Annotated in this window: 20 protein-coding genes; 13 read left to right on the forward strand and 7 right to left on the reverse strand. The window is 43.3% G+C overall.

Annotated elements, in window-relative coordinates; genetic code table 11:
- Positions 1-12 precede the first annotated feature (12 nt).
- The gene (locus tag BACPLE_RS14325) at positions 13-576 is read right to left on the reverse strand and encodes an L-threonylcarbamoyladenylate synthase (RefSeq protein WP_040313312.1); all 564 of its coding nucleotides are present in this window, start codon (positions 574-576) and stop codon (positions 13-15) included.
- A gap of 127 nt (positions 577-703) precedes the next feature.
- On the opposite strand from BACPLE_RS14325, the gene dinB reads away from it, so the two are divergent.
- Complete coding sequence (gene dinB / locus BACPLE_RS14330; RefSeq protein WP_007563223.1) at positions 704-1,810, forward strand: DNA polymerase IV; 1,107 nt, start codon at positions 704-706, stop codon at positions 1,808-1,810.
- Positions 1,811-2,061: 251 nt separating this feature from the next.
- Here the strand turns inward: dinB and BACPLE_RS14335 are convergent, their stop codons facing one another.
- Both BACPLE_RS14335 and trmB read right to left on the reverse strand, forming a co-directional pair.
- Positions 2,062-3,159: an Mrp/NBP35 family ATP-binding protein gene (locus BACPLE_RS14335; protein WP_007563224.1), complete on the reverse strand. Its 1,098-nt coding sequence runs from the start codon at positions 3,157-3,159 to the stop codon at positions 2,062-2,064.
- A gap of 19 nt (positions 3,160-3,178) precedes the next feature.
- Positions 3,179-3,937 (reverse strand): tRNA (guanosine(46)-N7)-methyltransferase TrmB, encoded by a 759-nt coding sequence (gene trmB / locus BACPLE_RS14340; protein ID WP_007563225.1) that lies wholly within the window; start codon positions 3,935-3,937, stop codon positions 3,179-3,181.
- A 133-nt stretch (positions 3,938-4,070) separates the two neighbouring features.
- Here trmB and BACPLE_RS14345 point away from each other — a divergent pair, with 133 nt between their 5' ends.
- The 11 genes from BACPLE_RS14345 to BACPLE_RS14395 all read left to right on the forward strand — a co-directional run bounded on the left by BACPLE_RS14345 (position 4,071) and on the right by BACPLE_RS14395 (position 18,887).
- A complete protein-coding gene (locus BACPLE_RS14345; protein ID WP_007563226.1) occupies positions 4,071-5,810 on the forward strand; it encodes a fimbrillin family protein in 1,740 nt (579 codons plus the stop codon).
- A gap of 69 nt (positions 5,811-5,879) precedes the next feature.
- Complete coding sequence (locus tag BACPLE_RS14350) at positions 5,880-6,749, forward strand: hypothetical protein (RefSeq protein ID WP_007563227.1); 870 nt, start codon at positions 5,880-5,882, stop codon at positions 6,747-6,749.
- Positions 6,750-6,760: 11 nt separating this feature from the next.
- Positions 6,761-8,176, forward strand: a complete 1,416-nt coding sequence (locus BACPLE_RS14355; protein ID WP_040313248.1) for a S41 family peptidase — start codon at positions 6,761-6,763, stop codon at positions 8,174-8,176.
- Positions 8,177-8,313: 137 nt separating this feature from the next.
- Complete coding sequence (locus BACPLE_RS14360) at positions 8,314-9,807, forward strand: TolC family protein (RefSeq protein WP_040313313.1); 1,494 nt, start codon at positions 8,314-8,316, stop codon at positions 9,805-9,807.
- A 9-nt stretch (positions 9,808-9,816) separates the two neighbouring features.
- A complete protein-coding gene (locus tag BACPLE_RS14365; RefSeq protein ID WP_007563231.1) occupies positions 9,817-10,800 on the forward strand; it encodes an HlyD family secretion protein in 984 nt (327 codons plus the stop codon).
- A gap of 6 nt (positions 10,801-10,806) precedes the next feature.
- Entirely contained in the window at positions 10,807-11,982 is a 1,176-nt protein-coding gene (locus BACPLE_RS14370; protein WP_040313250.1) for an ABC transporter permease, read from the forward strand.
- A 12-nt stretch (positions 11,983-11,994) separates the two neighbouring features.
- Positions 11,995-13,251, forward strand: coding sequence for an ABC transporter permease (locus BACPLE_RS14375; protein ID WP_007563235.1), 1,257 nt, complete (start codon positions 11,995-11,997; stop codon positions 13,249-13,251).
- A gap of 128 nt (positions 13,252-13,379) precedes the next feature.
- Positions 13,380-14,693 carry an energy transducer TonB gene (locus BACPLE_RS14380; protein ID WP_007563237.1) on the forward strand — a complete coding sequence of 438 codons (1,314 nt, stop codon included), beginning with the start codon at positions 13,380-13,382 and terminating at the stop codon, positions 14,691-14,693.
- 24 nt (positions 14,694-14,717) lie between these two features.
- Entirely contained in the window at positions 14,718-16,916 is a 2,199-nt protein-coding gene (locus BACPLE_RS14385) for a S9 family peptidase (protein WP_007563239.1), read from the forward strand.
- A 77-nt stretch (positions 16,917-16,993) separates the two neighbouring features.
- Positions 16,994-17,842, forward strand: a complete 849-nt coding sequence (gene lipA / locus BACPLE_RS14390; RefSeq protein WP_007563241.1) for a lipoyl synthase — start codon at positions 16,994-16,996, stop codon at positions 17,840-17,842.
- Positions 17,843-17,897: 55 nt separating this feature from the next.
- Positions 17,898-18,887 carry a hypothetical protein gene (locus tag BACPLE_RS14395; protein ID WP_148374569.1) on the forward strand — a complete coding sequence of 330 codons (990 nt, stop codon included), beginning with the start codon at positions 17,898-17,900 and terminating at the stop codon, positions 18,885-18,887.
- A 3-nt stretch (positions 18,888-18,890) separates the two neighbouring features.
- Here BACPLE_RS14395 and BACPLE_RS14400 read toward each other — a convergent pair whose 3' ends face one another.
- Genes BACPLE_RS14400 through BACPLE_RS14410 form a run of 3 tightly spaced genes read right to left on the reverse strand, consistent with a single transcriptional unit; the run spans position 18,891 to position 21,471 of the window.
- Positions 18,891-19,595 (reverse strand): SAM-dependent methyltransferase, encoded by a 705-nt coding sequence (locus BACPLE_RS14400; RefSeq protein WP_007563245.1) that lies wholly within the window; start codon positions 19,593-19,595, stop codon positions 18,891-18,893.
- Positions 19,596-19,614: 19 nt separating this feature from the next.
- The gene (locus BACPLE_RS14405) at positions 19,615-20,607 is read right to left on the reverse strand and encodes a gliding motility protein GldB-related protein (RefSeq protein WP_007563247.1); all 993 of its coding nucleotides are present in this window, start codon (positions 20,605-20,607) and stop codon (positions 19,615-19,617) included.
- 6 nt (positions 20,608-20,613) lie between these two features.
- Entirely contained in the window at positions 20,614-21,471 is an 858-nt protein-coding gene (locus tag BACPLE_RS14410) for an enoyl-ACP reductase FabI (protein ID WP_007563250.1), read from the reverse strand.
- 318 nt (positions 21,472-21,789) lie between these two features.
- Between BACPLE_RS14410 and BACPLE_RS14415 the strand changes: the two genes are divergently transcribed.
- Entirely contained in the window at positions 21,790-23,013 is a 1,224-nt protein-coding gene (locus BACPLE_RS14415; RefSeq protein WP_007563252.1) for a DUF4861 domain-containing protein, read from the forward strand.
- Positions 23,014-23,072: 59 nt separating this feature from the next.
- Here the strand turns inward: BACPLE_RS14415 and BACPLE_RS14420 are convergent, their stop codons facing one another.
- Positions 23,073-24,047 (reverse strand): ROK family protein, encoded by a 975-nt coding sequence (locus BACPLE_RS14420; protein ID WP_007563254.1) that lies wholly within the window; start codon positions 24,045-24,047, stop codon positions 23,073-23,075.
- Positions 24,048-24,077 lie beyond the last annotated feature (30 nt).

A 24,077-nucleotide genomic window follows, 5' to 3' on the forward strand; every position in this document is an offset into this window, starting at 1 on the left:
GAAAGAAAAAATTTATTCTCTAATAATTTTTACCACGCCTCCTTTGCCTAATTTGACAATGCTGGAGGGTTTGGGGTGACCGGTTTCTTCCCGACGGTAATCTACCACATAATCTACTGCCTGCTTGATTTCTTCCGTGATTTCACTGAACACGGCCGGTGCAGGCTGTCCGCTGATATTGGCAGACGTAGATACAATGGCTTTGCGGAAACGGAAGCAAAGTTGTTTGGAAAACTCTTCCGAAGTGACACGAATACCTACACTGCCGTCGGCTGCAATCAGATTCGGAGCCAGATTCCTCGCTCCGTCGTAAATAATGGTCAAAGGTTTCGTAGTCATTTCAATCAAGTCCCATGCTACGGAAGGCACATCCTGTACATAAAAATCCACCTTCACCGGACTGTCTACCAGCACCAGCATCGCCTTGCTGTCAGCCCGCTGCTTTATTTCAAAAACGCGTTTCACCGCCTCTTCATTCGTCGCATCACATCCGATTCCCCACACAGTATCCGTCGGGTAAAGAATCACTCCTCCCTTCTGCAATACTTCACAGGCTTTCTTAATCTCATCTTTCATCATATTTCTTTATTTTTTGCTGTCAAAAAAGTCACCAGAACCATTTTACAAACAGCAAAAATACAAATGATTTTTAGGATATCCCAAGAATGTTTTGTTTTTTTGCAGAAAAGCTATCCACTCATTCATGCACACCGAACGAAAAATTATCCACATTGATATGGACGCTTTCTATGCGTCGGTCGAACAGCGCGACCACCCGGAACTACGCGGAAAGCCCATCGCCGTGGGGCATGCAGAGAAACGAGGAGTGGTAGCTGCCGCCAGCTATGAAGCCCGTAAATTTGGCGTACGTTCGGCCATGTCTTCACAGAAAGCGAAAAAACTGTGTCCGCAACTGATTTTCGTGGAGGGACGGATGGAGGTTTACAAAAGTGTGTCTGCACAGATACATGAAATCTTTCACGACTACACTGACCTCATCGAGCCTATCTCGCTGGACGAAGCGTTTCTGGATGTCACGGAAAACAAGAAAGGAATTCCATTGGCGGTGGATATAGCCAAAGAAATCAAGCAACGTATCCGCCAGGAACTTCATTTAGTGGCCTCAGCCGGTGTATCCTACAATAAATTCTTAGCTAAAATCGCCTCCGATTACCGAAAGCCTGACGGACTTTGTACCATTCACCCCGACCAGGCCGATGAGTTTATCCGCCGGCTGCCTATTGAAGCTTTCTGGGGAGTAGGCCCCATTACGGCCAAAAAGATGCATACCTTAGGTATTTATAACGGAGAGACCCTGCGTAAATGCTCGTTGGAAATGCTGCAACGGCAGTTCGGGAAAAACGGATTAATTTATTTCAACTTTGCCCGTGGCATGGACGACCGTCCGGTAGAAGCTGTACGCGTCCGCAAATCTATCGGCTGTGAACATACATTGGAAAAAGACCTTTCGGCAGAAATGTCACTCATCATCGAGTTGTATCATGTGGCACGCGAACTCACCGACCGACTAAAAGCCAAGGATTTTAAAGGGAATACCCTCACCCTGAAAGTGAAGTTCGACGACTTCTCCCAAATCACCCGCAGTGTGAGTGTGGAACGACCGCTTCAACGCCTGGACGATATTCTTCCACTGGCCAAACGGCTGCTGAAAGGAGTGGACTACAGTCAGCATCCCATCCGCCTGTTAGGTTTGTCGGTATCCAATCCGAAAGAGGAAGCTGAATTAGCTAATTCAGCCAGCTCCACCCCTGTCCAGCTAAGATTGGAATTTAAAGATTTTTATTATTAAAACCACTGTCTACATATAAAGTGTCCTATATATAATAAGGAACAGATCAGTAAAGCCCCCGAAAATCCGTATGTAAAAAACGCAAGGACGTTTTATTCCAAACACAAGGACATTTTACTTCAAACGCAAGGGCGTTTAAAAGGAAACACAAAGACGTTTTATCTTAAACACAAAGACATTCTGAATAATATAAAAAGAGCGGTTATGCAATCTCTGCCACCGCTCTTTTTTACTATATGTAATTATTTATATCAATGCGTGTGCACAATCTCAGTAGGAGCCATTTCTGCATTACGCTTTTCAGTCTGAGTCACCACATTGCGTGCCAGCTCCATAAAGGCCATACCGGTCATGGAGTTCTCATCAAGGGCAGCAGGTGTTCCCGCATCGCCACTCTCGCAGATGCTTTGCACAATAGGAATCTGTCCGAGCAACGGTACATTCAACTCTTCAGCCAGGCGTTTGGTACCTTCTTTACCAAACAAATAATACTTGTTTTCCGGAAGTTCCGCCGGAGTAAACCAGGCCATATTTTCCACCAAGCCAAGAATAGGCACGTTTACCTTATCATTAGTATACATATTAATACCCTTACGTGCATCGGCCAGTGCCACCTGCTGCGGAGTGCTGACAATCACGGCTCCCGTAATGGCCAATGTCTGTAACAAAGTCAGGTGAATATCGCTGGTGCCCGGAGGCGTATCCAATACGAAATAATCCAAATCTCCCCAATTGGCATCTGCCACCAATTGTTTCAAAGCGTTGCTGGCCATACCTCCACGCCAGAGAGTAGCCTGATCTGGATCTACAAAGAAACCAATAGAGAGCAACTTGATGCCGTATTTCTCTACCGGTACAATCAAATCACGTCCGCCCACTTCTTCTGCATACGGACGGGCGTCTTCTACCTGAAACATCTTCGGAACAGAAGGACCAAAAATATCGGCATCCAACAAACCTACCTTATAGCCCAGCTTAGACAGAGCCACAGCCAAATTGGCGGCCACAGTAGACTTTCCTACTCCTCCCTTTCCAGAAGATACCGCAATCACATTCTTTACCTGCGGTAACATTTTGCCCGGTTCCGGACGAGCAGCCTGTTTGCTTTCAGTAGCAATCGTTACTTCTACCTCTTTCGATACATACGTATGGATTGCGGTTTCGGCCGACTTGACTACCGACTTCATAAACGGATCGGTCGGTTTCTCAAAAATCAGCGAGAAACTCACCTTCATACCGTCAATGCGAAGATTGTCGGCCACCATCTCCGCTTCTACAATGTTTTTTCCGTTACCCGGATAACGCACCGTGGCCAGTGCGTCCATAATCAATTTCGGATAAAGTGTCATATCTTTTTTCAGTTTTGAATCATTTGCTTGTTTTCAGTCCGCTGCGCTTACTCCGGTTATAGCTCCGGTAATCGTCCAGCTCAATCTCCACATCCGGTTCCTGCAATTCACCGTCCTGTGGCAGGTGGAACTGGATGTACTTGATATTCAGTCCGCGGTCCAGCCACTGCTGTTCGTAATAGGTACGGATACTGAGAATATCATCATCCATACCGGAATGATACAAATCGTCAGTAATAAATTCTACCGGAAAATGATTGGTTTCAATCATGTACTTCGTATAGGTAAACATGAAATTACTATCCGTCTTCAGGTGTACCAGTCCGTCCGGTACCAAGAAACGACGGTAACGGTTCATAAAATAGGTAGATGTCAGTCGCTTAGTCGCTTTTTTCATCTGAGGATCCGAGAAAGTCAGCCAGATTTCGCTTACCTCTCCCGGGGCAAAGAAACGGTCAATTATCTCAATGTTCGTCCGCAGGAAAGCCGCATTCTTCAATCCTTCATTCAATGCTTCCGTAGCTCCGGTCCACATACGTGCACCTTTTATATCTACTCCAATAAAGTTCTTGTCGGGATAGCGACGTGCCAGCCCCACGGTATATTCTCCACGTCCGCAACCCAATTCGAGCACAATCGGATGGTCATTCTTGAAAAAGTCCCGATTCCAGTTACCTTTCATTTCGAACGGCACATCATCCACCACCGAATACGGATATTCAAACACATGCGGATATTCCGCCATATCTGCGAATTTCGCTAATTTTCCTTTTCCCATATTTTCGTGAAACGTTTCCTTTAGTCGATGCAAAGGTAAAGTTTTTCAATGTAATGCACAACTTTGACCAAAATTACCCTCAAAAAGTGGAAACGGAAAAAGGAATTTACGTTAATATAACAAAACTGCAATTATGAAAAGAAACATCTTTTGGACAATACTTTTTTTACTGACGGGTGGATGTACAAATGAAATGATTGAAACCAGCCACCACACATTACACATCAAAGGCAATGAAATAGGGTATTTCAATTCTCATTCACACAGCAGACTCAGTGAAACAAACGAAACATTACCCACAGGAAGCAATATAACCTTTTACAGCCAAGGAGGTATCCATGCCGATGAACTTCTGTTCACCTATAACGGAACTGCCTGGGAAGGAGACACCGACCTGAAATGGGAGGACGCACAACAGCAAGCCATCACAATGTCCTACTATCCTCCTTTGTATCGAAGCCATCAGTCTTTCTATCAGGAAGGTAGTTTATGTGACCAGCTTTACGCCTCAAGCACTACCACATATGGAAATGATATCAATCTATCTTTCCGGCATTTGTTTGCACGTATCATATTCAATGTATCCAGCCAACTGAACAGCCTGATTGACCAAATAGAATTTATTCCCTCCCTATCTGTCATAAATATTACGCCTGAAACAGGAGAAATATCCTGCCAGCAATCAGACACCCCCATTCTTATGAAAAAAGACGACGGAGGTGCATACGCTTTCCTAATTCCTCCAGCCACTTTATCCATTGCCATACGCATTCATACTACCACAGGAGAAGTGCATGAAACGCAACTGAATGAATACACCTTTGCATCCGGCCACGAATACACGTGCCCCATAAAGCAAAGCGGTGAAAGCCCCGGAATTTCCACTGTAGAAGATTTCATCGCCTTCACTCATCTAATCAACGGAGAAAGCTACGAAGGCAGAAGTCTGGAAGAATTTGGCGAAAAGACTGGAGAAACCATGACCTATTACCTGCTTAATGACTTGACTTTTACAGCTGAAGAATCAGCGCAAATTCAAATGATTGGAATGTATGGCACAAGCAGCACCTCACAAAAAAGACTATTCAATGATGTGTTTGACGGACAAGGGCATAGTCTGAATGACTTACAATACACCAACCCGACCAGCGGCTATTATTATTCCGGTCTTTTCAGTGGAATATCCGCTGATGCAACTATCAAAAATTTAATCATAAACCAGGCTGTATACAATAATCCAGATGATACCAACAAATCATCATTTCTGGCAGGTATCAACAAAGGAAAGATAGAGAACTGCATCATACGCAATTGCCAGATTGAACAAATTGATGAAAAGAACGAATTCGGGAGTATATCTTCCCGTAACGAAGGAAATATCATAAATTGTCATATAGACAACATCAATCTAAAAATCGCGACTAATTATGGTAATGGAATTACACGTTATAATTATGGTGGAAAAATTATGAACTGTGCCGTCAGCAATTGTAACTTCAGCAAAGTACAATTAGGAGGTGGACTTATTTGCAACAGAACCCGAGATGGAGAGATACAGAATTGCTATATCATAGGGAGTGCAAGCAGCACAAGCAAATGTAATGCTATCAGCCTGGTAGCAGAAGAATCCAACATTATTCGTTGTTGTTTTTATCCACAAGCATATACGAAGGCTCCTGTTGGCACCAATTATACGAGTTCACCCTCCGATTCTCTCATGAAATACGGGTCTCAGCAATCTATTACAGAAGAGACATTACCCCAAGTTTTAAACCAATGGGTACTAGGCACCGGCTCCCAACTTCATCCCGACCTCTCTTTCTGTCTGTGGGAAAAAGGAGAAAGCCTGCCTGCCATCCTTGTATCCCCATAATTTTTCTAAAAATAAAAAGAAGGTATCTATAAATATTGTATTTTTGCGACAAATGCAAAAATTGAAACCATGAACAATAAAAAATTTATCATCACCATCATTATATTGGCTGTCATTGTGGCTGCTGTATCATTCTTTGCCGTAAATGAAGCCCGTAAAAACAAAGAAATGAGTCAGCTCTTTGCGGTGGAAAAACAAGAAATGGAAAATGAATACAGCACGTTTGCTACCCAATACGATGAATTGCAGATTCAGATAAACAACGACTCCTTGCGTGAGAAACTGGAAAGCGAGAAATTGAAAACACAGCGCTTGCTGGAAGAGTTGCGTCAGGTGAAGACCAGTGATGCAGCTGAGATTATGCGACTGAAAAAAGAATTGAAAACCGTACGGGCCGTATTGCGAAGCTATGTAATGCAAATAGACTCTCTGAACAAAATCAATGCTGCCTTAATGCAGGAAAATCAGGAAGTAAAAAGTAAATATACTGCTGCTACTGCACAGATTTCCAATCTGTCACAAGAGACAAAGAATCTGAACGAAAAAGTTACACTGGCCGCACAACTGGATGCTACCAACATTCAAGTGCAGACACTGAACAAAAGAGGACGCGAAACAGAGCGCGTAAAGAATATCAAGAAAATCGCTATTTCATTTACTATTGTCAAGAATATTACTGCACAAACAGGTAACAAGACCCTCTATATTCGTATTGCCAAACCGGATAACGAGATACTAACCAAGAATCCGGGCAACCAGTTTAAGTTTGAAGACCGTAATATCAGCTATTCTATTAAGAAATACATTGAATATACGGGTGAAGAACAGAGTGTCACTGTATACTGGGATGTAGAAGAATTCCTGCCAGCCGGTACATACCATATCTATATATTTGCCGACGGCAATATGATTGGCCAGGGTTCATTCCGCATGAAATAATTTTTAAGCACATGAAAAAGCACATCAGTCACCTGATATACAGCTGCCTTACACTTATGGGGCTGCTATCTTCCTGCGGAGAAGACCGCTCGGGAGAATATTATGCCTTGATTGCTACCAAGACATGGATTTACGAGGTGATGCAGGAAAACTATCTTTTCTATGAAGATATTCCGGCAGAGGAAAAACTGGATTTCTTTAAAAAACCGGCTGAATTTCTGACTTCAGCCGCCTCTTCCAAAGATCAGAAAAACGGGTATGTGTTTTCTCATGTAGATTCTGTACTTACTACCTCACGTGCAACCAGCACCTACCCTTGCTTTGGCTTTGAAGCAGCTTTGGTACGTACTGATGGAGGAACAAATGCGTTGAGAGTATTATACACACAGCCTAACTCGCCAGCAGAAGAAGCCGGATTGAAACGGGGTGACTGGATTATTGCTGTCGACAACCAAAAAGTATCTACAAGTGATTATTCTACTTATATTACCCGACCTACAAAAGCTTACAGTTTTACACTAGGAAAATATAATCCTTATCCGGAAGATGTGGATGACCCGGAATTCAACTACATAGAATTCGATACGCTAGGGGTAGTCCAAATGCCTGAGCCTCGTTATGTAGAAGAGCAGGATGTACTTAAATATGGCATTATTTCTGCAGGTACACGAAAAGCTTTTTACTTGTTATATAACGAATTTGGAGAAAGCACTGATGCTCTTAAGGAAGTTTTTTCACAATTGAACGGACAGCAGTTTGACGATATAATCCTGGATTTGCGTTATAACCCGGGAGGATACGTAAACACATCTCATCAGCTTTGCTCAGCTTTGGCTCCAGCTACGGCAATAGGGCAGCCTTTCCTAAATATGATTTACAACGATAAAATCAACAAAACAGAGACTCTGAACTTTGAGTCCAGTTCATTGACGGGAGGGACGAGTATCTCTTATCAAAATCTATATGTTCTCACATCTGGAAATACGGCTTCAGCCTCTGAAATTGTCATCAATTGCCTGAAGCCTTATATGGAAGGCCGCCTGTATCAGGTAGGAACAGCAACTTACGGAAAGAATGTGGCCCAGCAATTATTTACCAATGCGGAAGCTCCAGGCATAGAGTTGTGGCTCACTACTACCTACTTGAGCAATTCACAAGGATATTATGACTATTTTACAAACGGCCTGTTACCGGATTACGAAATAGAAGAAAACTATGGAGGTGAATTAGGTGATTTCGGCTCAGCCGAAGATCAACTTCTGCAACCGGTACTCTATAAAATGGCCAACGGAAGCTTCCCGGTAATTACCAATCCAGACGAATCAGAGGATGCCACGACTTTAAGCCGTAGCCGGACTTCCAAGCATGTACAATTGCTAGTTGACCCCATCGCCCAAAAACCTCATTACAATCGCATAAAAAAGTAAAAGTAACCGATAAGACACACACTAAGAAAAATTAAATTTATTACTGATTCTTTTCAACAAAACGCTTTGACTATTTGTTCTAATGTCATACATTTGCAATGTTGCATAAGCAACCAAATAAAAAGTCAGCATCAGTAATGAAAAAAATTACAAGTTTACTCTTACTGCTTGGCGCAACTCTCAGCAGTTATGCCCAACAAGTACTTACTCTGGACAGTTGCCGGGCACTCGCTCTGGCCAACAACAAGGAGCTGCGAATTTCACAAGAAAAAGTTAATGCCGCCCACTATGAGAAGAAGGCTGCATTCACTAATTATCTGCCCAAAATTGATCTTACGGGGGGATATATGCGCACGCAAAAAGAAATATCCCTTCTCAGTGACGCACAGAAGCAAAGCATCGGCAACATGGGTACCAACTTAGGTAACCAGTTGCAACAAGGTATGCAGTCGGCTGAGTTCCAGGCTGCCATGCAACAACTTGCAGCTGCTAATCCCGGACTGGCTGCCGGCTTGCAGGGATTGCTACCTGGTGCCATAGCCGGATTAACGGATGGCCTGAACGCTGTAGGACAAGGTCTGGTGGATGCATTCCGTACAGATACCCGAAACATGACGGTGGGAGCTGCTACTCTTACCCAGCCTCTCTTTATGGGTGGAAAAATCATAGCTTACAACAAGATTACCAAATATGCAGAGCGCCTGGCTGAATCACAGCACGCCACAGGCATGCAAGACCTTATCCTACAGACAGACCAGATTTACTGGCAAATCATCTCACTCGTCAATAAGAAAAAACTGGCAGAGAATTTTTTAGAGCTGGTACAGAAACTGGATTCGGACGTAGACAAGATGATAAAAGAAGGAGTGGCTACTAAAGCCGACGGATTAAGCGTTAAAGTAAAGGTAAACGAAGCCGAAATGATGCTTACTCAGGTAGACAATGGCTTGAACCTCTCAAAAATGCTTTTGTGCCAACTCTGTGGTCTTCCATTGGAAACCGACTTCCAACTGGCCGATGAAAGCATGAAAGACTTACCCCTTCCTAACACCTATACGGAAGCGAACGTCAGCACAGCTCTCAGTAACCGTGAAGAACTGAAGAGTCTGGAATTAGCATCGGAAATCTATCGCCAGAAAGTAAACGTAGTCCGCGCGGACTTCCTTCCTTCTGTGGCATTGACCGCCAATTATCTGGTGACCAACCCATCGCTCGTCAACGGATTTGAAAATAAATTCCGTGGCATGTGGGCTGCCGGAGTAGTAGTAAAAATTCCTGTATTCCACTGGGGAGAAGGTATTTATAAGGTAAAAGCCGCAAAGGCAGAAGCCAACATCGCCCGCTACAAACTGGAAGATATCAAAGAAAAAGTGGAACTTCAGGTGACACAGAACTCCTATAAAGTAAATGAATCGACCAAGAAATTAGCTTTAGCCGAAAAAAACATGGAGAAAGCGGAAGAGAACCTGCGCTATGCCAATTTAGGATTTAAGGAAGGAGTCATTCCAACCAGCAATGTGCTGGAAGCACAAACAGCTTGGTTCTCAGCACAATCCGGAAAAATAGACGCACAGATAGACGTCAAAATGAGTGAACTTTATTTGAACAAATCAATGGGAATTTTAAAATAATACAGATATATGGAAAAGACTCAACGCAACAATATCATGCTGGCTTTCTTTACATTGTTAGCCGTAATCGTTATCGTCAGCATCATCGGATTCTTCACATTAGGAAAAGGTCCTGAAATCATACAAGGCCAGGCTGAAGCCACAGAATACAGGGTATCGAGCAAGGTACCGGGACGTATCCTGAAATTCTTTGTCAGCGAAGGAGATAAAGTGAAAGCGGGTGATACACTGGCTATTCTGGAGGCTCCAGACGTGATGGCTAAATTGTCACAAGCACAAGCTGCCGAGCAGGCTGCACAGGCACTGAACGAGAAGGCCCTGAGAGGTACAAGAAGTGAACAGCTGCAGGCTGCATACGAAATGTGGCAGAAAGCCAAAGCGGGACTGGAGATTGCCGAAAAATCATACAACCGTGTGAACCGCTTATACGAAGAAGGGGTGATGACCGCACAGAAAAGAGATGAAGCAAAAGCGCAATACGATGCCATGAAGGCGACCGAACGTGCCGCCAATGCACAATACACAATGGCCAAGAATGGTGCACAGCGTGAAGACAAGGCCATGGCTGCTGCACAGGTAGAACGTGCGAAAGGAGCTGTAGCCGAAGTTTCTTCTTACGTATCGGAAACTTACCTGGTGGCTGCGGCCGATGGAGAAGTAACTGAAATTTTCCCGAAAGTAGGTGAACTGGTTGGTACGGGCGCTCCCATCATGAACGTAGCCCAACTGGATGACATGTGGGTGACATTCAACGTACGTGAGGATTTTCTGAAAGATTTCACCGTAGGAAGCAAGATTAAAGCCTACGTCCCTGCTCTGGAAAAAGAAGCAGAATTTCAGGTAACAGTCATGAAGGACTTAGGTACGTATGCCGCATGGAAAGCAACCAAGACCACCGGTCAGTTTGACTTGAAGACTTTTGAAGTAAAGGCAAAACCCGTACAGCCTGTAGAAAACTTACGTCCGGGTATGTCTGCTATCATTGAAAAATAAACCCACATGTCGACAACCACCTATCAATGTTACCTGAAAGTGATGCGAAGAGAAATTCTCCGCATTGCAACCAAGCCGATGTACCTGTTCTGCATGGTCATCGCTCCATTGTTCTGTTTCCTGTTTTTCACCACCTTGATGGAAAACGGGCTGCCGACCAATCTGCCTGCAGGAGTGGTGGACCTCGACAACACCGCCACGACACGCAACATTATCCGTAATCTGGATGCGTTTCAGCAGACCCAGATTGTAGCTCATTACCCAAGTGTAACAGAAGCAAGGCAGGCCGTACAGCGCGGAGAGATTTATTCGTTCTATTACATCCCAAAAGGAACGACCGAAGAAGCTCTTGCCAGCAGACAGCCGAAAGTGTCCTTCTATGTCAACTATTCTTACCTGATTGCAGGTTCCTTGCTCTACAAGGACCAGAGAACCATGTCGGAGTTAGCCTCCGCGGCAGTGGGCCAAGCTACCCTATTAGCCAAAGGAGCTACCGAAGATCAGGCACTTGCCTTCCTGCAACCTGTAGTCATTTCGACCCATGCACTGAACAACCCCTGGCTGAACTACTCGGTGTACCTGTGTAATACCCTGTTTCCGGGTATCCTGATGCTGCTTATTTTCCTGACTACCGTATATACCATCGGAACAGAATTAAAGGAAAAGACTTCAAAAGAACTGATGCAACTGGCCGATAACTCCATTGTGACGGCACTAGTAGGAAAATTAATCCCCCAAACCGTTACGTTCTTCATCATGGCTACGTTCTATAACGTGTACTTATACGGATTTTTACACTATCCGTGTCACAGCGGAATCTTCCCGATGCTGTTAGCCGGACTATTACTAGTGCTTGCCTCACAAGCATTCGGCGTATTCCTTTTCGGCTTGTTCGGTTCACTCCGCCTGGCATTGAGTGCGGCTTCCCTGTGGGGAGTTATTTCATTCTCCATCTCGGGATTCACTTTCCCGGTCATGGCGATGCACCCTACACTGCAGGCTTTGTCCGTCTTGTTCCCTTTGCGGCATTATTTCCTGCTTTACGTGAATCTGGCCTTAAATGGCTATCCGGTCATTTACGCTTGGCATTCAGTCACCGCACTGCTGCTGTTCATGCTCCTGCCTTTCTTCTTCCTGAAAAGAATACGCACGGCCATGCTGCATTATGTCTATATCCCTTAACCCTTTGCGTTCATGAAAAAAGAATCGTTAAAACAAACCATACAACAAGGCTTTGCAGGTCTCTTCCATATATGCAAGCAGGAACTAAAAGCCGTTTTCAAAGACCAGGGAGTACTGATTTTCTTCTTGCTTGTCCCGCTGGCCTACCCGCTGGTATATGCTTTTATCTATACCAATGAGGTGGTGCGCGAAGTGCCTGTAGCGGTAATTGACAACAGTAACACGGCACTCAGCCGCCAGTTTATCCGTACGGTTGATGCAAGCGCCGACGTGCATATCCAGTCGCATTGTGCGGATATGGAAGAAGGGAAAAACCTGTTGAAAGAAACAAGAGTATATGGCATTCTCTACATTCCGGAAAGTTTCAGCAAAGACATCGCTTCCGGCAAACAGACTACAGTCAGTATTTACTGTGATATGAGTGGTATGCTATACTACAAAGCACTGGTATTGGCAAGTACCAACGCCTCACTCACCTTAAATAAAAAAATCCAGATACAACGGATGGGAAATACAACGGAACGGCAGGATGAGGTCAGTACGGCTCCCATCGAATACGAAGACATATCGCTATTCAACCCGCAAGACGGATTTGCCAGCTTCCTGATTCCGGCTGTACTTATCCTGATTATTCAGCAAACGTTATTGTTAGGTATCGGGCTCTCAGCAGGAACAGCACGCGAGACCAACCGCTTCAAAGACTTGGTCCCTATCAGCCGGCAGTATCAGGGTACGCTCCGCATTGTAGGCGGAAAGTCATTGGCCTATTTCCTGATTTATGCATTAGTATCTGCGTATGTGCTCTGCCTTGTACCACAACTGTTTGATTTGGTACAAATTGCACAGCCGATGACCCTGCTGGCTTTTGTGGTGCCTTACATCTTGGCATGTATTTTCTTTGCGATGACCTGCTCAATCTTTATACACCACAGAGAGTCGTGTCTGATGATTTATGTCTTTACCTCCGTGCCGCTCCTGTTTATCTCCGGAATCTCCTGGCCGGGAGCTGCCGTGCCTACGTTCTGGAAAGTATTCTCCTGGATATTCCCATCTACGTTTGGTATCAACGGGTTTGTAAGAATCAACAACATGGGCGCAACTCTTCCGGAAGTGTTAGTCGAATATCAGGCACTTTGGATACAAGCTATCGTATATTTCTTCACAACCTGCATCGTCTACCGGCGACAAATCATATTGAGCCGCCGACATGCCATGGAGCGCCTGCGTATGTTCAGACTACGAAAACTGGTTGCAAAGACATCCAAATAACCAAACTCTATTCCTATTATCCGGCTTCGTAAATTTTACCAAGCCGGATAATTTATCTTTATTAACACCTGAACAAGAGTGAATACCCCAGAATACTCGTAGCTTTGCGAATATTTATAAACAAGCTTATGAAACACCTTATTTATATATTCGCTGGGCTGATATGTTGCCTGGTTACATTGACTCAAGTGGGGGCTTCTCCATTAGAAAACAAGAAACAGCGTTTCCGAATTACCATACTGAATACCGGAGGAGAGCCGCAACAAGGTATCATTCTGAAAGTGGCAGGCTACAGCAACGAGTATATCAGTGACGAACAAGGTCTCATCGATTTCGAACAATCCACTGACAACAATTACGTTCGTACTGCCAATTTCTACTTCCCGACAGATAAGAACAGAACAATCAAATCTTTACGACTGGACGAAGCAGCACAAGATACAATCATCCGCATAGACCGTCCGGAAGATTTGGCACGCTTCAAGCAAAGTGGTAAGACTTTACTGGTAAACGGAGTGCTGAAAGAAGGAGGCAAACCTGTTCCTCATGCAGAAATCAGCATCCAGGGTACAGGAAAACGAACTTTCTCTAATGCACAGGGCGAATTCAGCATTGAAGCGGATTACAGTCACCTGATTATGATACGGGCAGAACGCATGGAAAACAAGTATCTCGACATCGAATCTTTCCTGCAGAACCCAAACCAGCCGTTGGAAATACGAATGACAAAGAAAGGAGCTGACCGAGTGTATCACGTGGTAGAGAAAATGCCGGAGTATCCTGGAGGTATGAAAGCCTTCTTCAACTATATCAGAAGAAAGGCGCATACCACGGAACTGGCCGAGGAAACTCAGAAAGAGGGGGCGGTCATGATTCAATTCATTGTAGAAAAAGACGGTAGTATCACTTCTCCCAGCATTGTAAGAGGGCTAGACGCACGTTTGGATACGGCCGCCTTAGATGCCATCATAGTGATGCCCGACTGGATTCCAGCACAGGAACACGGAGTTAACGTGCGCTGTAAATATTCTGTTCCGGTTCCTTTCAAGAAGCCGAAACCCGCTCCTCCTGTTGCTCCGAAACCCGCTCCTGAAATAAAGAAAGACAGCATTGCGGTACCTTCAGTTCCAGCTGACTCTCTTGCGCAGGATACGATTCTTCAGGTTATCCCTATGCCATCTGCAGACTCACTGGTCACGGATACACTGGTCACGGATACAACTTTTGTAGTCTCTGCTGACAGCACAGCCATACAAAAAGAAACAGTTGCACCATTGTCTACTTCTGAAGCCACAGAAGCCAAACCGAAAAAACGGAACTTCATAGTTCGTTTCTTCCGCTGGCTGTTCGGCATAAAAGACAAGGAAAATACACCCGCAGAGCCCAAAGAAGAAAAAACATCCGAAGTTGTACCAGAAGAAGGAATTCAGAAAGAAGAATAAATGTAAAACTTAAATAACACAGTCATGAAAAAACTTTTTGTACTTTTTTATGCGCTAATGTGCCTGGTTACTCTGCAGGCGCAAAAGGTAACGCTACAGGATGTAGCCAACGGTACCTATCGCGCACAAAGTATACAGGGATTAAAACCGATGTTGGACGGTGAACATTACACCCAAATCAGCAAGGACCACAAACGAATTGTCAAATACTCTTTTAAGACCGGTAAGGAGGTAGCCACCATTTTTGACGTAGCTACTGCCCGCAACCACAAGTTGAAAAGTTTCGATGACTATATCATGTCACCGGACGAAAGCTTGATATTGATTCAAACGGAAACCAAGCCGATTTACCGTCGTTCATTCACAGCTGTATATTATATATACAACGTGAGAAACCGTACACTTGAACCTTTGTCAAACAACGGTCCGCAGCAAGTTCCTTTGTTCTCACCCGACAGTCACCAGATTGCATTTGTGCGCAACAACAACATCTATCTTATCAAACTGCTTTTTGGTAACAGCGAATCGCAGGTAACGAAAGACGGAGAGTACAACAAGGTGCTCAACGGTATTCCTGACTGGGTATATGAAGAAGAATTCAGCTATAACCGCGCCTTCGATTTCAGTGCAGACAGTAAAATGATTGCATACGTCCGCTTCGATGAAAGCCAGGTTCCCATGTACTCTTTCCCATGGTATAAGGGTATGGCTCCGGAAAAAACTGAATATACCACTTATCCGGGAAGCTATGACTACAAATATCCCAAAGCAGGAGTCGTAAACTCAAAGGTTAGCGTACATTCTTTTGACATAAAAAGTCGTGTAACCCGTAAAATGGAACTTCCTGTGGATTCTGACGGTTATGTACCTCGCATCAAGTTTACTGATGACCCAGAAAAGCTAGCCATCATGACATTGAATCGCCACCAGAACCGCTTCGACCTTTATATGGCCAACCCACGCAGTGCTATCTGCAAAGTGGCCATCCGCGACGAGGCTGAACAATACATCAAAGAACAAGCTTACTCAGACATCACTTTCTATCCTGAACATATTGTGATGATGAGTGAACGGGATGGATACAACCACCTTTACCTGTACACCATTGGAGGAAACCTGGTGAAACAAATCACAAAAGGAGAATTTGAAGTAAAAGATTTCCTGGGATGGGACCAGAAAGCAAATGTTTTCTATTACACCAGCAACGAAGGAAGCCCCTTGCGCACTGCGGTGTACAAGATTGACGGAAAAGGTAAAAAGACCAAACTTTCTACACGCACCGGAACAAACAATGCGTTATTCAGCAAAAACCTGAATTATTACATCAACACCTATTCCAGTGCACAGACTCCTACCCTTATTACGCTGAACAATAACAAGGGGCAGGAAATGGTTACACTGCTTGACAACAAAGAACTGAAAAGCAAAACAGCGCAGCTGAACATGCCGACAAAAGAGTTTTTCTCTTTCAAAACCAGCGAAGGAGTAGAACTGAACGGTTGGATGATGAAACCAGCCAACTTCAATCCTTCCAAGAAATATCCGGTAATCATGCACCAATATAGTGGTCCCGGCTCTCAGCAGGTACTCGACAAGTGGGGTATCGGAAGCTTCGGCGATGGGGGTATGTTTGAAGCCGTAATGTGCGACAAAGGCTATATCATGGTCTGCGTGGACGGACGTGGTACCGGAGGTAGAGGAGCTGCATTCGAAAAATGCACTTACCTTTCCATCGGCGTGAAAGAAGCTACCGACCAGGCTGAAGCAGCTAAATACTTATCTACTCTGCCTTACGTAGATGGAAGCCGCATTGGTATCTGGGGCTGGAGCTATGGAGGATACAACACGTTGATGTCAATGAGCGAAGGTTCTGGCGCATTCAAGGCCGGAGTTGCCATTGCCGCCCCGACAGACTGGAGATTTTATGACTCAGTCTATACCGAACGCTTCATGCGTACACCGAAAGAAAATGGTGACGGTTACCAAGCTTCTTCTGCCATCAACCGGGCATCTAAGCTAAAAGGTAAGCTGTTGCTCATCCATGGAAGTGCAGACGACAACGTACACCTACAGAATTTCATGGAGTATAGTGAAGCACTGGTACAGGCAAATATCCAGTTTGACACGCAGATTTATACCAACCGTAATCACAGTATCTTCGGAGGAAATACCCGCAACCACCTGATGAACAGAGTGGCTAATTTCTTCCTGCAGAACCTATAATATTTCATTTTAGCAGATGACACCAGCAACAAGAAGCTGGTGTCATCTGCTTTTATTTGTTCTTTTATCTTACCACTATGACACATATCAGAAAGCCTGAATGGCTAAAAATCCAGATTGGCACCAATGCCCGATACACAGAAACCAAACGCATTGTAGATACTCATAAACTTCATACCATCTGCAGCAGTGGACGCTGTCCCAACTTAGGTGAGTGTTGGGGAAAAGGAACCGCCACCTTCATGATTGGAGGAGCCATCTGTACCCGTTCCTGCAAGTTCTGTAATACGCAAACCGGAAGACCTCTCCCATTGGACCCGGAGGAACCGCTCAGAGTGGCTCAGTCCATCCAGCTCATGAAGCTTGACCATGCTATCATCACCTCTGTCGACCGAGACGATTTGAAGGATTTAGGTGCCTCACACTGGGCGGCTACCCTGATGGCCATCCGAAAATTATGCCCTGACACCACCATAGAGGCGCTCATTCCCGATTTTCAAGGACACAGCGAATTACTACAACAGGTCATTGAAACGCGTCCCGATATTCTTTCACACAACCTGGAAACCGTCCGACGTCTCAGTCCACAGGTCAGAAGTGTAGCAGATTATGATACTAGTCTGAAAGTAATCCACCAAATTGCAGAGAATGGACTAAAAGCTAAATCAGGTATCATGGTCGGACTAGGAGAAACGGCAGAAGAAGTAGAAGAAACGATGGATGACCTTTTACAAAACGGCTGCCAGATACTGACCATCGGACAATACCTGCAACCAACCGCCAAGCACTATCCTGTAGCAGAATACATACATCCAGATCAATTCAAAAAATTTAAAGAAATAGGTGAAACCAAAGGATTTGAAATTGTAGAAAGCGGTCCATTAGTCCGCTCCTCTTATCATGCTGAAAAACATCTACGCAAATGATGAACAATTTACTTTTTTCGATTGTTCAAAATTTATCAACAGATGCTTTTCAACTATGAATCTATTGCTTAAATATAAGGACAAGATTGTATCGTTTGGTTTACTTCCTATCATTATCACACTGATAGGTATTCATTTTTTCCCAACAACAGCAATGCTGGGAACAGGGTTAGCTATCAGCATTGCTGGTTTACTTTATGATGTATTGCGGCTAAAAGGACTTAACTTCTTCTTGTTACAAGGAACTATAGGTATTGGTATTTGCTTTTTATTAAGACTGTTCACCGGATATGACTATATTCCGAAAAACAGTCTGACTCCTTCATTAGAATTCATGTTGCTGATATGTGCCTTCATACATGTCACAGCTCCGGAAATTTATCGGAATTTTTTAAGAAAGTTCCACCTGAATTTTACTTCCTCCTATTTATTGGAAGCAAAAATAATCGTGATTTTTTCCAGTATCCACTTAATTGTTTTATTTTTCCTCTACAACAAGCTGATACCTTTTTCGCCTGAGAATAACTTTGGAATTATTTATTTGATCCCCACATTAATCTATGTAATCTGTTTGGTTGTCAACATAATAGGAATACAAGTTGCTGCAGCAAACTCACCTCAGGAGCAGCATGTTATCCGAATTATTCCAATTTGTAATGGAAAAATCTATCTAGCTCCACATAGCGAAAATAAATCCATTTGGGATGCCCCTATTGCGTCTTTATTTGAAGGACCACTAAGAAAAAGTCAACGCTATGCCAAACATCTGGTCAAAAAACATCAACAAAATCTTCTAAGAAGTTTATATACGAAGAAAAAGTCTCTCCCCAGACTTATTCTGAGTTACAGAGCGCAAGGTATAGCTCCTGCTTTCACACAATTATATATACTTCCTGTCAGCCATGAAGATGAATTCAAACTCACAGAAGGATGCTTCTTTACTTGTGAAGAAATCAAGCAAAATCCAGAGAAATTCAGCAATGAACTGAGAATAGAATGCGAACGCCTACAGATGGTTGCCCAGGTATGGAAAGAATTCAAATAAATTTTATTTGTAAATCAAGAAAATACAAGGAATCTTATTCAGTTCCGGCAACTTTCCCTTCCATTCCTTCACTGTTTTCGTCTGAATAAATTCTCCTTCACAAGTAATATTAGCAGCAATGCATAATTTAGTCTGGGGACGACAAGTTTTCAAGATATCTTCCAACATCTTGTGATTACGATAAGGAGTTTCAATGAATAGCTGAGTCTGATTTTCAGAATAAACACGTCCCTCTAATTCTTTTAAACGACGCATACGCTCAGCAGGCTCTATTGGCAAATACCCATGAAAGGCAAAACTCTGTCCATTGAATCCAGACCCCATCACAGACAGAATAATCGAGGAAGGACCGACAAGAGGAACCACCTTTAATCCCCGTCGCTGAGCAATAGCCACTACATCTGCTCCCGGATCAGCTACGGCCGGGCAACCCGCCTCAGAGATAACTCCCATGGAATGTCCTTCTGCAAGCGGAGACAGATAACCAGATATAGCCTCTGGAGAAGTATGTTTATTTAAAGGATAGAAAGTAAGCTCATCAATACAGATAGATGCATCTACTTTTTTTAGAAAACGGCGGGCTGAACGTACATCCTCTACAATAAAATGTTTTATATTGACAATCACCTCCCGATTATAAGCAGGTAAAACCTTCTCGATAGACGTATCACCTAAAGTGACCGGTAACAAATACAACGCAACTTCCATAAGGAATCCTTTAAGTCAATCAGTTTAATTCTTTTATCATTTCCGCATAATCCGTTCTCTCTAGCAAACGCTTTATAGACAGCTCCGGATGCTTCTTCATATATCGATCTATCACCTTCATACCCAACCATATTCCCAAGAACGGAGGAGTCTTTTCACCATTAAATAAAAGTCGTGTATTAGAAGATATATAAGAACGGATTACCATAGGATCGGTAGTTTCCATATAATGATTCAGCTTCATTTCTTTCCACAGCTCTTCTTCATGCTGCTCACACCATTTGATTTCCTCTTTGGTGTAACCTAAAGCTGTTTTTCCACTTCTATCTCCTTCAAGCACATTCTCCACTGTCCAGGCTATTTTTCCTCGATACAATAGAATGTCCATTAAAGAACGGTGACCTTCCAGCCACAGAAAAGGATATTGTCCCAGCAGATAAAAAGTAAAGCAGTCAGGCACAATATATTCTGGTGACATCGAACGACGCTGGTTGGCGTAATAATATTTTTTATAGAGAGGATAATCATCTCCCATATACTTATCCAAGCTTATTCCCAAAATACTATCACCTACCACTATAGATTGATTGAGAGCAGAAATCTGTGTATAAATCTTTGGAACAGGTAGTTCACGGATTTCCTTCTTCAAGTTTTTAAATCCATGAGTCAGATTCTCTTCAATGCTGCTGACATCCTTGAACTTCTCTCCCACATCTTCCATCAAATGCACCAATATGGAATCTGAGAAATACGTACACAAACGCTCATTCATGTCTAACATATTTACAGAACCCAAATCAAGCACATCTTCCACTAACAGACGGGTTTCCTGAGCAAATTCAGTATTCATTCTCTGCAGAGAAAAGAAACTGTTTTGCACAGTAGCCTCATACTGCAAACGGTCATATCGGGCTATTTTTATTTCTGAAAACGAAAAATCGTCTTTCTGCTTGTCAGAACGACAAGCAGAAAAGACGATTACACTCAATAATATAAAAATAAGCCGATACATTCAATATTATCCGTAAATTATATTGCCATTGGCATCCTTATATTCATCCAGACCTTTTTCATAAGTTGCCATAGCTCTCAAACTCATACCTACGCTAGAGAAACCTCCATCGTGGAACAAATTCTGCATAGTTACCTTACGAGTCAGGTCAGAGAACATTACGATACAGTAATCAGCACATTCATCAGCCGATGCATTACCCAGAGGAGACATGCGATTAGCAAAGTCGAACAATTTGTCCATACCTTTTACTCCCGATCCGGCAGTAGTCATAGTAGGCGACTGAGAAATGGTATTGATACGTACATGGTGTTCACGTCCGTAAATATAGCCAAAACTACGAGCAATTGACTCCAGCAAAGCTTTTGCATCTGCCATGTCATTGTAACCATAGAACGTACGCTGTGCAGCGACATAACTCAAAGCTACAATAGAACCGTATTCATTGATGGCATCCAATTTTTTAGCAGACTGGATCATCTTATGGAATGATACGGCTGAAATATCCAATGTTTTACTCAACATATCATAGTCCAAATCGTCGTAAGTACGCTTTTTACGAACATTTGGAGACATACCGATAGAATGAAGTACAAAGTCAATCTTTCCGCCCAATACTTCCATTGAACGTTTAAAGACATTTTCCAAATCTTCTACAGAGGTTGCGTCAGCCGGAATCACTTCACAGTTTAATTTTTCCGCCAAAGCAGAGACCTCACCCATACGTACTGCTACAGGGGTATTAGAGAGTGTGATAACGGCACCTTCTTCTACAGCCTTTTCTGCCACTTTCCATGCAATAGACTGTTCATTCAGTGCACCAAAAATAATACCTCTTTTTCCTTTCAGCAAATTATAACTCATATTATTTTCAATTATAAATTTGGGGCAAAGATACAAACTTTATTTACACTATTTACATTTATTGGGGCAAAATATTTAATCACGTAAAATTATGCTCAGTTTTTTCACTGATAAAATCAAAAATTGCAAGCGTATATCAAACAGAAAGCTTATTTTTGCATCCTGAATAAAAAAGGTTTTTCATAATATTATTTAGGTTAGAATTAGATTTATTATCCTCCTGCATGTCCCCTGTGAAGGCAGCATGTTCAGGAGGATAATAGCTTAAAGAAACATACGTGAATCACATTAATCTTAATATATAAACACATTATTACAATGAAAAAATTTTCCATTCTTTGTCTCGCCTTCATCTACAGCGGGAGTATGCTTTTCGCCCAAACAACAGAAAAGACCATCAAAGTAATAGTCGAAAACCCTTGGAAGACAGCTAAAACAGACGAACCAGTAGTCATTGATATCCATTCCTTAAATACAGGGTTTACCGTTAAATCGGCCGTTGTGAAAGAAGGGAACAATGAAATCCCTTCACAGCTGGACGATTTAAACTTCGATTTAAGAGCTGATGAACTGGCTTTCGTAACTAATTTGCCGGCGCAATCAAAAAAAGTATTCACCCTGACTCTTTCCTCTGCCAAGACAAACAAGACCTATCCAGCCCGTGTGTTTGCAGAAATGCTGTTCCGCACAGCCAAATCAAATGAATACGCTCATGGCACAGCCGTATATGCTCCAGGCGACAGCTATACATATACCATTCTACAGCACCATGGCATTGCTTTTGAAAGTGAACTGGTTGCCTATCGTATCTATTTTAACGAAAAGCAGACAACTGATTTATACGGAAAGTTCAACAAAGGCCTGGAAATAGAAGAAAGCATGTTCTATCCTACAGACGAGCAATTACAAAAAGGATTCGGAGATGACGTGATTCTAGTAAGAGGCAGTTGCGGAGCCGGAACATTAAGAGGATGGGACGGTTCACAAGCTACCGACATTCAGCCCGTTGCCTTCCGTGGACAACGCCTCATCGCCAGCGGTCCGGTACGTACCATTGCTGATGCAGAAGTAAAAGGTTGGGAATACCAGGGAAAGGAACTGAACATGATTAACCGTTACACACTATATGCCGGACACCGTGACGCACAAGTAGACGTATTGTTTGACCAGCCTTTAGATAAAGAGACATTCTGCACAGGAGTGCAAAACATCGGTTACAGTGCTACCATGTATTCCGATCACGAAGGACTGGTTGCCAGCTGGGGCACCGACTGGCCCGTAGGCGACACCATCAAATACAAAAAAGAGACTGTCGGCCTGGCTACTTACATTCCGAAGAAATACATCAGAAAAGAAGCTAAAGACAAAGAAAACTTCCTTTATACAGTCAGTGCTCCACAAGAAAAATGTTTCCGCTACTATACCATGTTTACATCACGCAAGGAAACATTCGGATTTCCAGACTCACAGACCTGGTTCTCTTACGCACAAGAATGGAAAAAATCCCTCGAACAGCCCTGCAAGATAACCATTGAAAAGTAATCATAAAAAAACAGCCTCGACAAATTGCCGAGGCTGTTTTTTTATGATTACGAAATAAATTAGTTCTCTTTTACTTCCCATCCCAATGCACTAGCACCCAATACGGCTGCATCTGCATCTTTCAACTGAGAAAGCAATAATTTTGTCTTTCCTGCATAAATCTTCAGGATATTCTCATCAATGGCTTTCTGAATCGGTTTCATGATGTAATCGCCAGATTTTGCCAAGCCCCCGAACAATACAATTGCTTCAGGGCTTGAGAAAGCAATAAAGTCGGCCAAAGCCTGTCCTAAAATACGACCTGTAAATTCAAAGATATCCTGAGCCAGTTTATCTCCCTTCACTGCTGCATCATACACGTCTTTTGACTGAATCTCATCAGCAGGAATATTTCTCAGCAAACTCGGTTCCGTACGCTGTACCAGGAATTCGCGTGCAGTACGAGCCACTCCGGTAGCAGAGCAGTAAGTTTCCAGACATCCCTTACGACCACATCCACATGCACGACCGTTACGGTCTACAATTACGTGGCCCAATTCACCAGCAAATCCGTCATGACCATAAACCAACTGTCCGTTGATAACGATACCGCTACCTACACCAGTACCCAAAGTAATCATGATAAAATCTTTCATGCCACGTGCTGCACCGTAAGTCATTTCTCCGATAGCAGCCGCATTGGCATCGTTAGTCAGTGCAGTCGGAATACCCAGACGTTCCTCAAACATTGAAGCCAAAGGAATAATTCCTTTCCATGGCAAGTTAGGTGCAAACTCAATTGTACCGCTATAGTAGTTTCCATTAGGAGCACCCACTCCCATACCTTTTATCTTTTCAGCTCCGCCAAACTGCGACAACAGAGGAAGAAGTTTCTTACATACAGCATCCACATAATCTTCAATGTTGTCATATTGCTGTGTCTTGACAGAATCAGAAGCCAACACATTACCACGTGAGTCTACTACACCAAATACGGTGTTTGTTCCGCCAATGTCCATACCTACTACATAAGGTTTTTCCATGTTTATTGTCATGACATTTCTCTATTTAGGGTTAATTATCTA

The organism is Phocaeicola plebeius DSM 17135, assembly GCF_000187895.1.
GTDB lineage: Bacteria > Bacteroidota > Bacteroidia > Bacteroidales > Bacteroidaceae > Phocaeicola > Phocaeicola plebeius.

Bases quoted from the DNA above. Each gene is read 5' to 3' on its own strand.
- BACPLE_RS14325 (WP_040313312.1), bottom strand. From the start codon at position 576: ATGAAAGATGAGATTAAGAAAGCCTGTGAAGTATTGCAGAAGGGAGGA.
- dinB (WP_007563223.1), top strand. From the start codon at position 704: ATGCACACCGAACGAAAAATTATCCACATTGATATGGACGCTTTCTAT.
- BACPLE_RS14335 (WP_007563224.1), bottom strand. From the start codon at position 3,159: ATGACACTTTATCCGAAATTGATTATGGACGCACTGGCCACGGTGCGT.
- trmB (WP_007563225.1), bottom strand. From the start codon at position 3,937: ATGGGAAAAGGAAAATTAGCGAAATTCGCAGATATGGCGGAATATCCG.
- BACPLE_RS14345 (WP_007563226.1), top strand. From the start codon at position 4,071: ATGAAAAGAAACATCTTTTGGACAATACTTTTTTTACTGACGGGTGGA.
- BACPLE_RS14350 (WP_007563227.1), top strand. From the start codon at position 5,880: ATGAACAATAAAAAATTTATCATCACCATCATTATATTGGCTGTCATT.
- BACPLE_RS14355 (WP_040313248.1), top strand. From the start codon at position 6,761: ATGAAAAAGCACATCAGTCACCTGATATACAGCTGCCTTACACTTATG.
- BACPLE_RS14360 (WP_040313313.1), top strand. From the start codon at position 8,314: ATGAAAAAAATTACAAGTTTACTCTTACTGCTTGGCGCAACTCTCAGC.
- BACPLE_RS14365 (WP_007563231.1), top strand. From the start codon at position 9,817: ATGGAAAAGACTCAACGCAACAATATCATGCTGGCTTTCTTTACATTG.
- BACPLE_RS14370 (WP_040313250.1), top strand. From the start codon at position 10,807: ATGTCGACAACCACCTATCAATGTTACCTGAAAGTGATGCGAAGAGAA.
- BACPLE_RS14375 (WP_007563235.1), top strand. From the start codon at position 11,995: ATGAAAAAAGAATCGTTAAAACAAACCATACAACAAGGCTTTGCAGGT.
- BACPLE_RS14380 (WP_007563237.1), top strand. From the start codon at position 13,380: ATGAAACACCTTATTTATATATTCGCTGGGCTGATATGTTGCCTGGTT.
- BACPLE_RS14385 (WP_007563239.1), top strand. From the start codon at position 14,718: ATGAAAAAACTTTTTGTACTTTTTTATGCGCTAATGTGCCTGGTTACT.
- lipA (WP_007563241.1), top strand. From the start codon at position 16,994: ATGACACATATCAGAAAGCCTGAATGGCTAAAAATCCAGATTGGCACC.
- BACPLE_RS14395 (WP_148374569.1), top strand. From the start codon at position 17,898: ATGAATCTATTGCTTAAATATAAGGACAAGATTGTATCGTTTGGTTTA.
- BACPLE_RS14400 (WP_007563245.1), bottom strand. From the start codon at position 19,595: ATGGAAGTTGCGTTGTATTTGTTACCGGTCACTTTAGGTGATACGTCT.
- BACPLE_RS14405 (WP_007563247.1), bottom strand. From the start codon at position 20,607: ATGTATCGGCTTATTTTTATATTATTGAGTGTAATCGTCTTTTCTGCT.
- BACPLE_RS14410 (WP_007563250.1), bottom strand. From the start codon at position 21,471: ATGAGTTATAATTTGCTGAAAGGAAAAAGAGGTATTATTTTTGGTGCA.
- BACPLE_RS14415 (WP_007563252.1), top strand. From the start codon at position 21,790: ATGAAAAAATTTTCCATTCTTTGTCTCGCCTTCATCTACAGCGGGAGT.
- BACPLE_RS14420 (WP_007563254.1), bottom strand. From the start codon at position 24,047: ATGACAATAAACATGGAAAAACCTTATGTAGTAGGTATGGACATTGGC.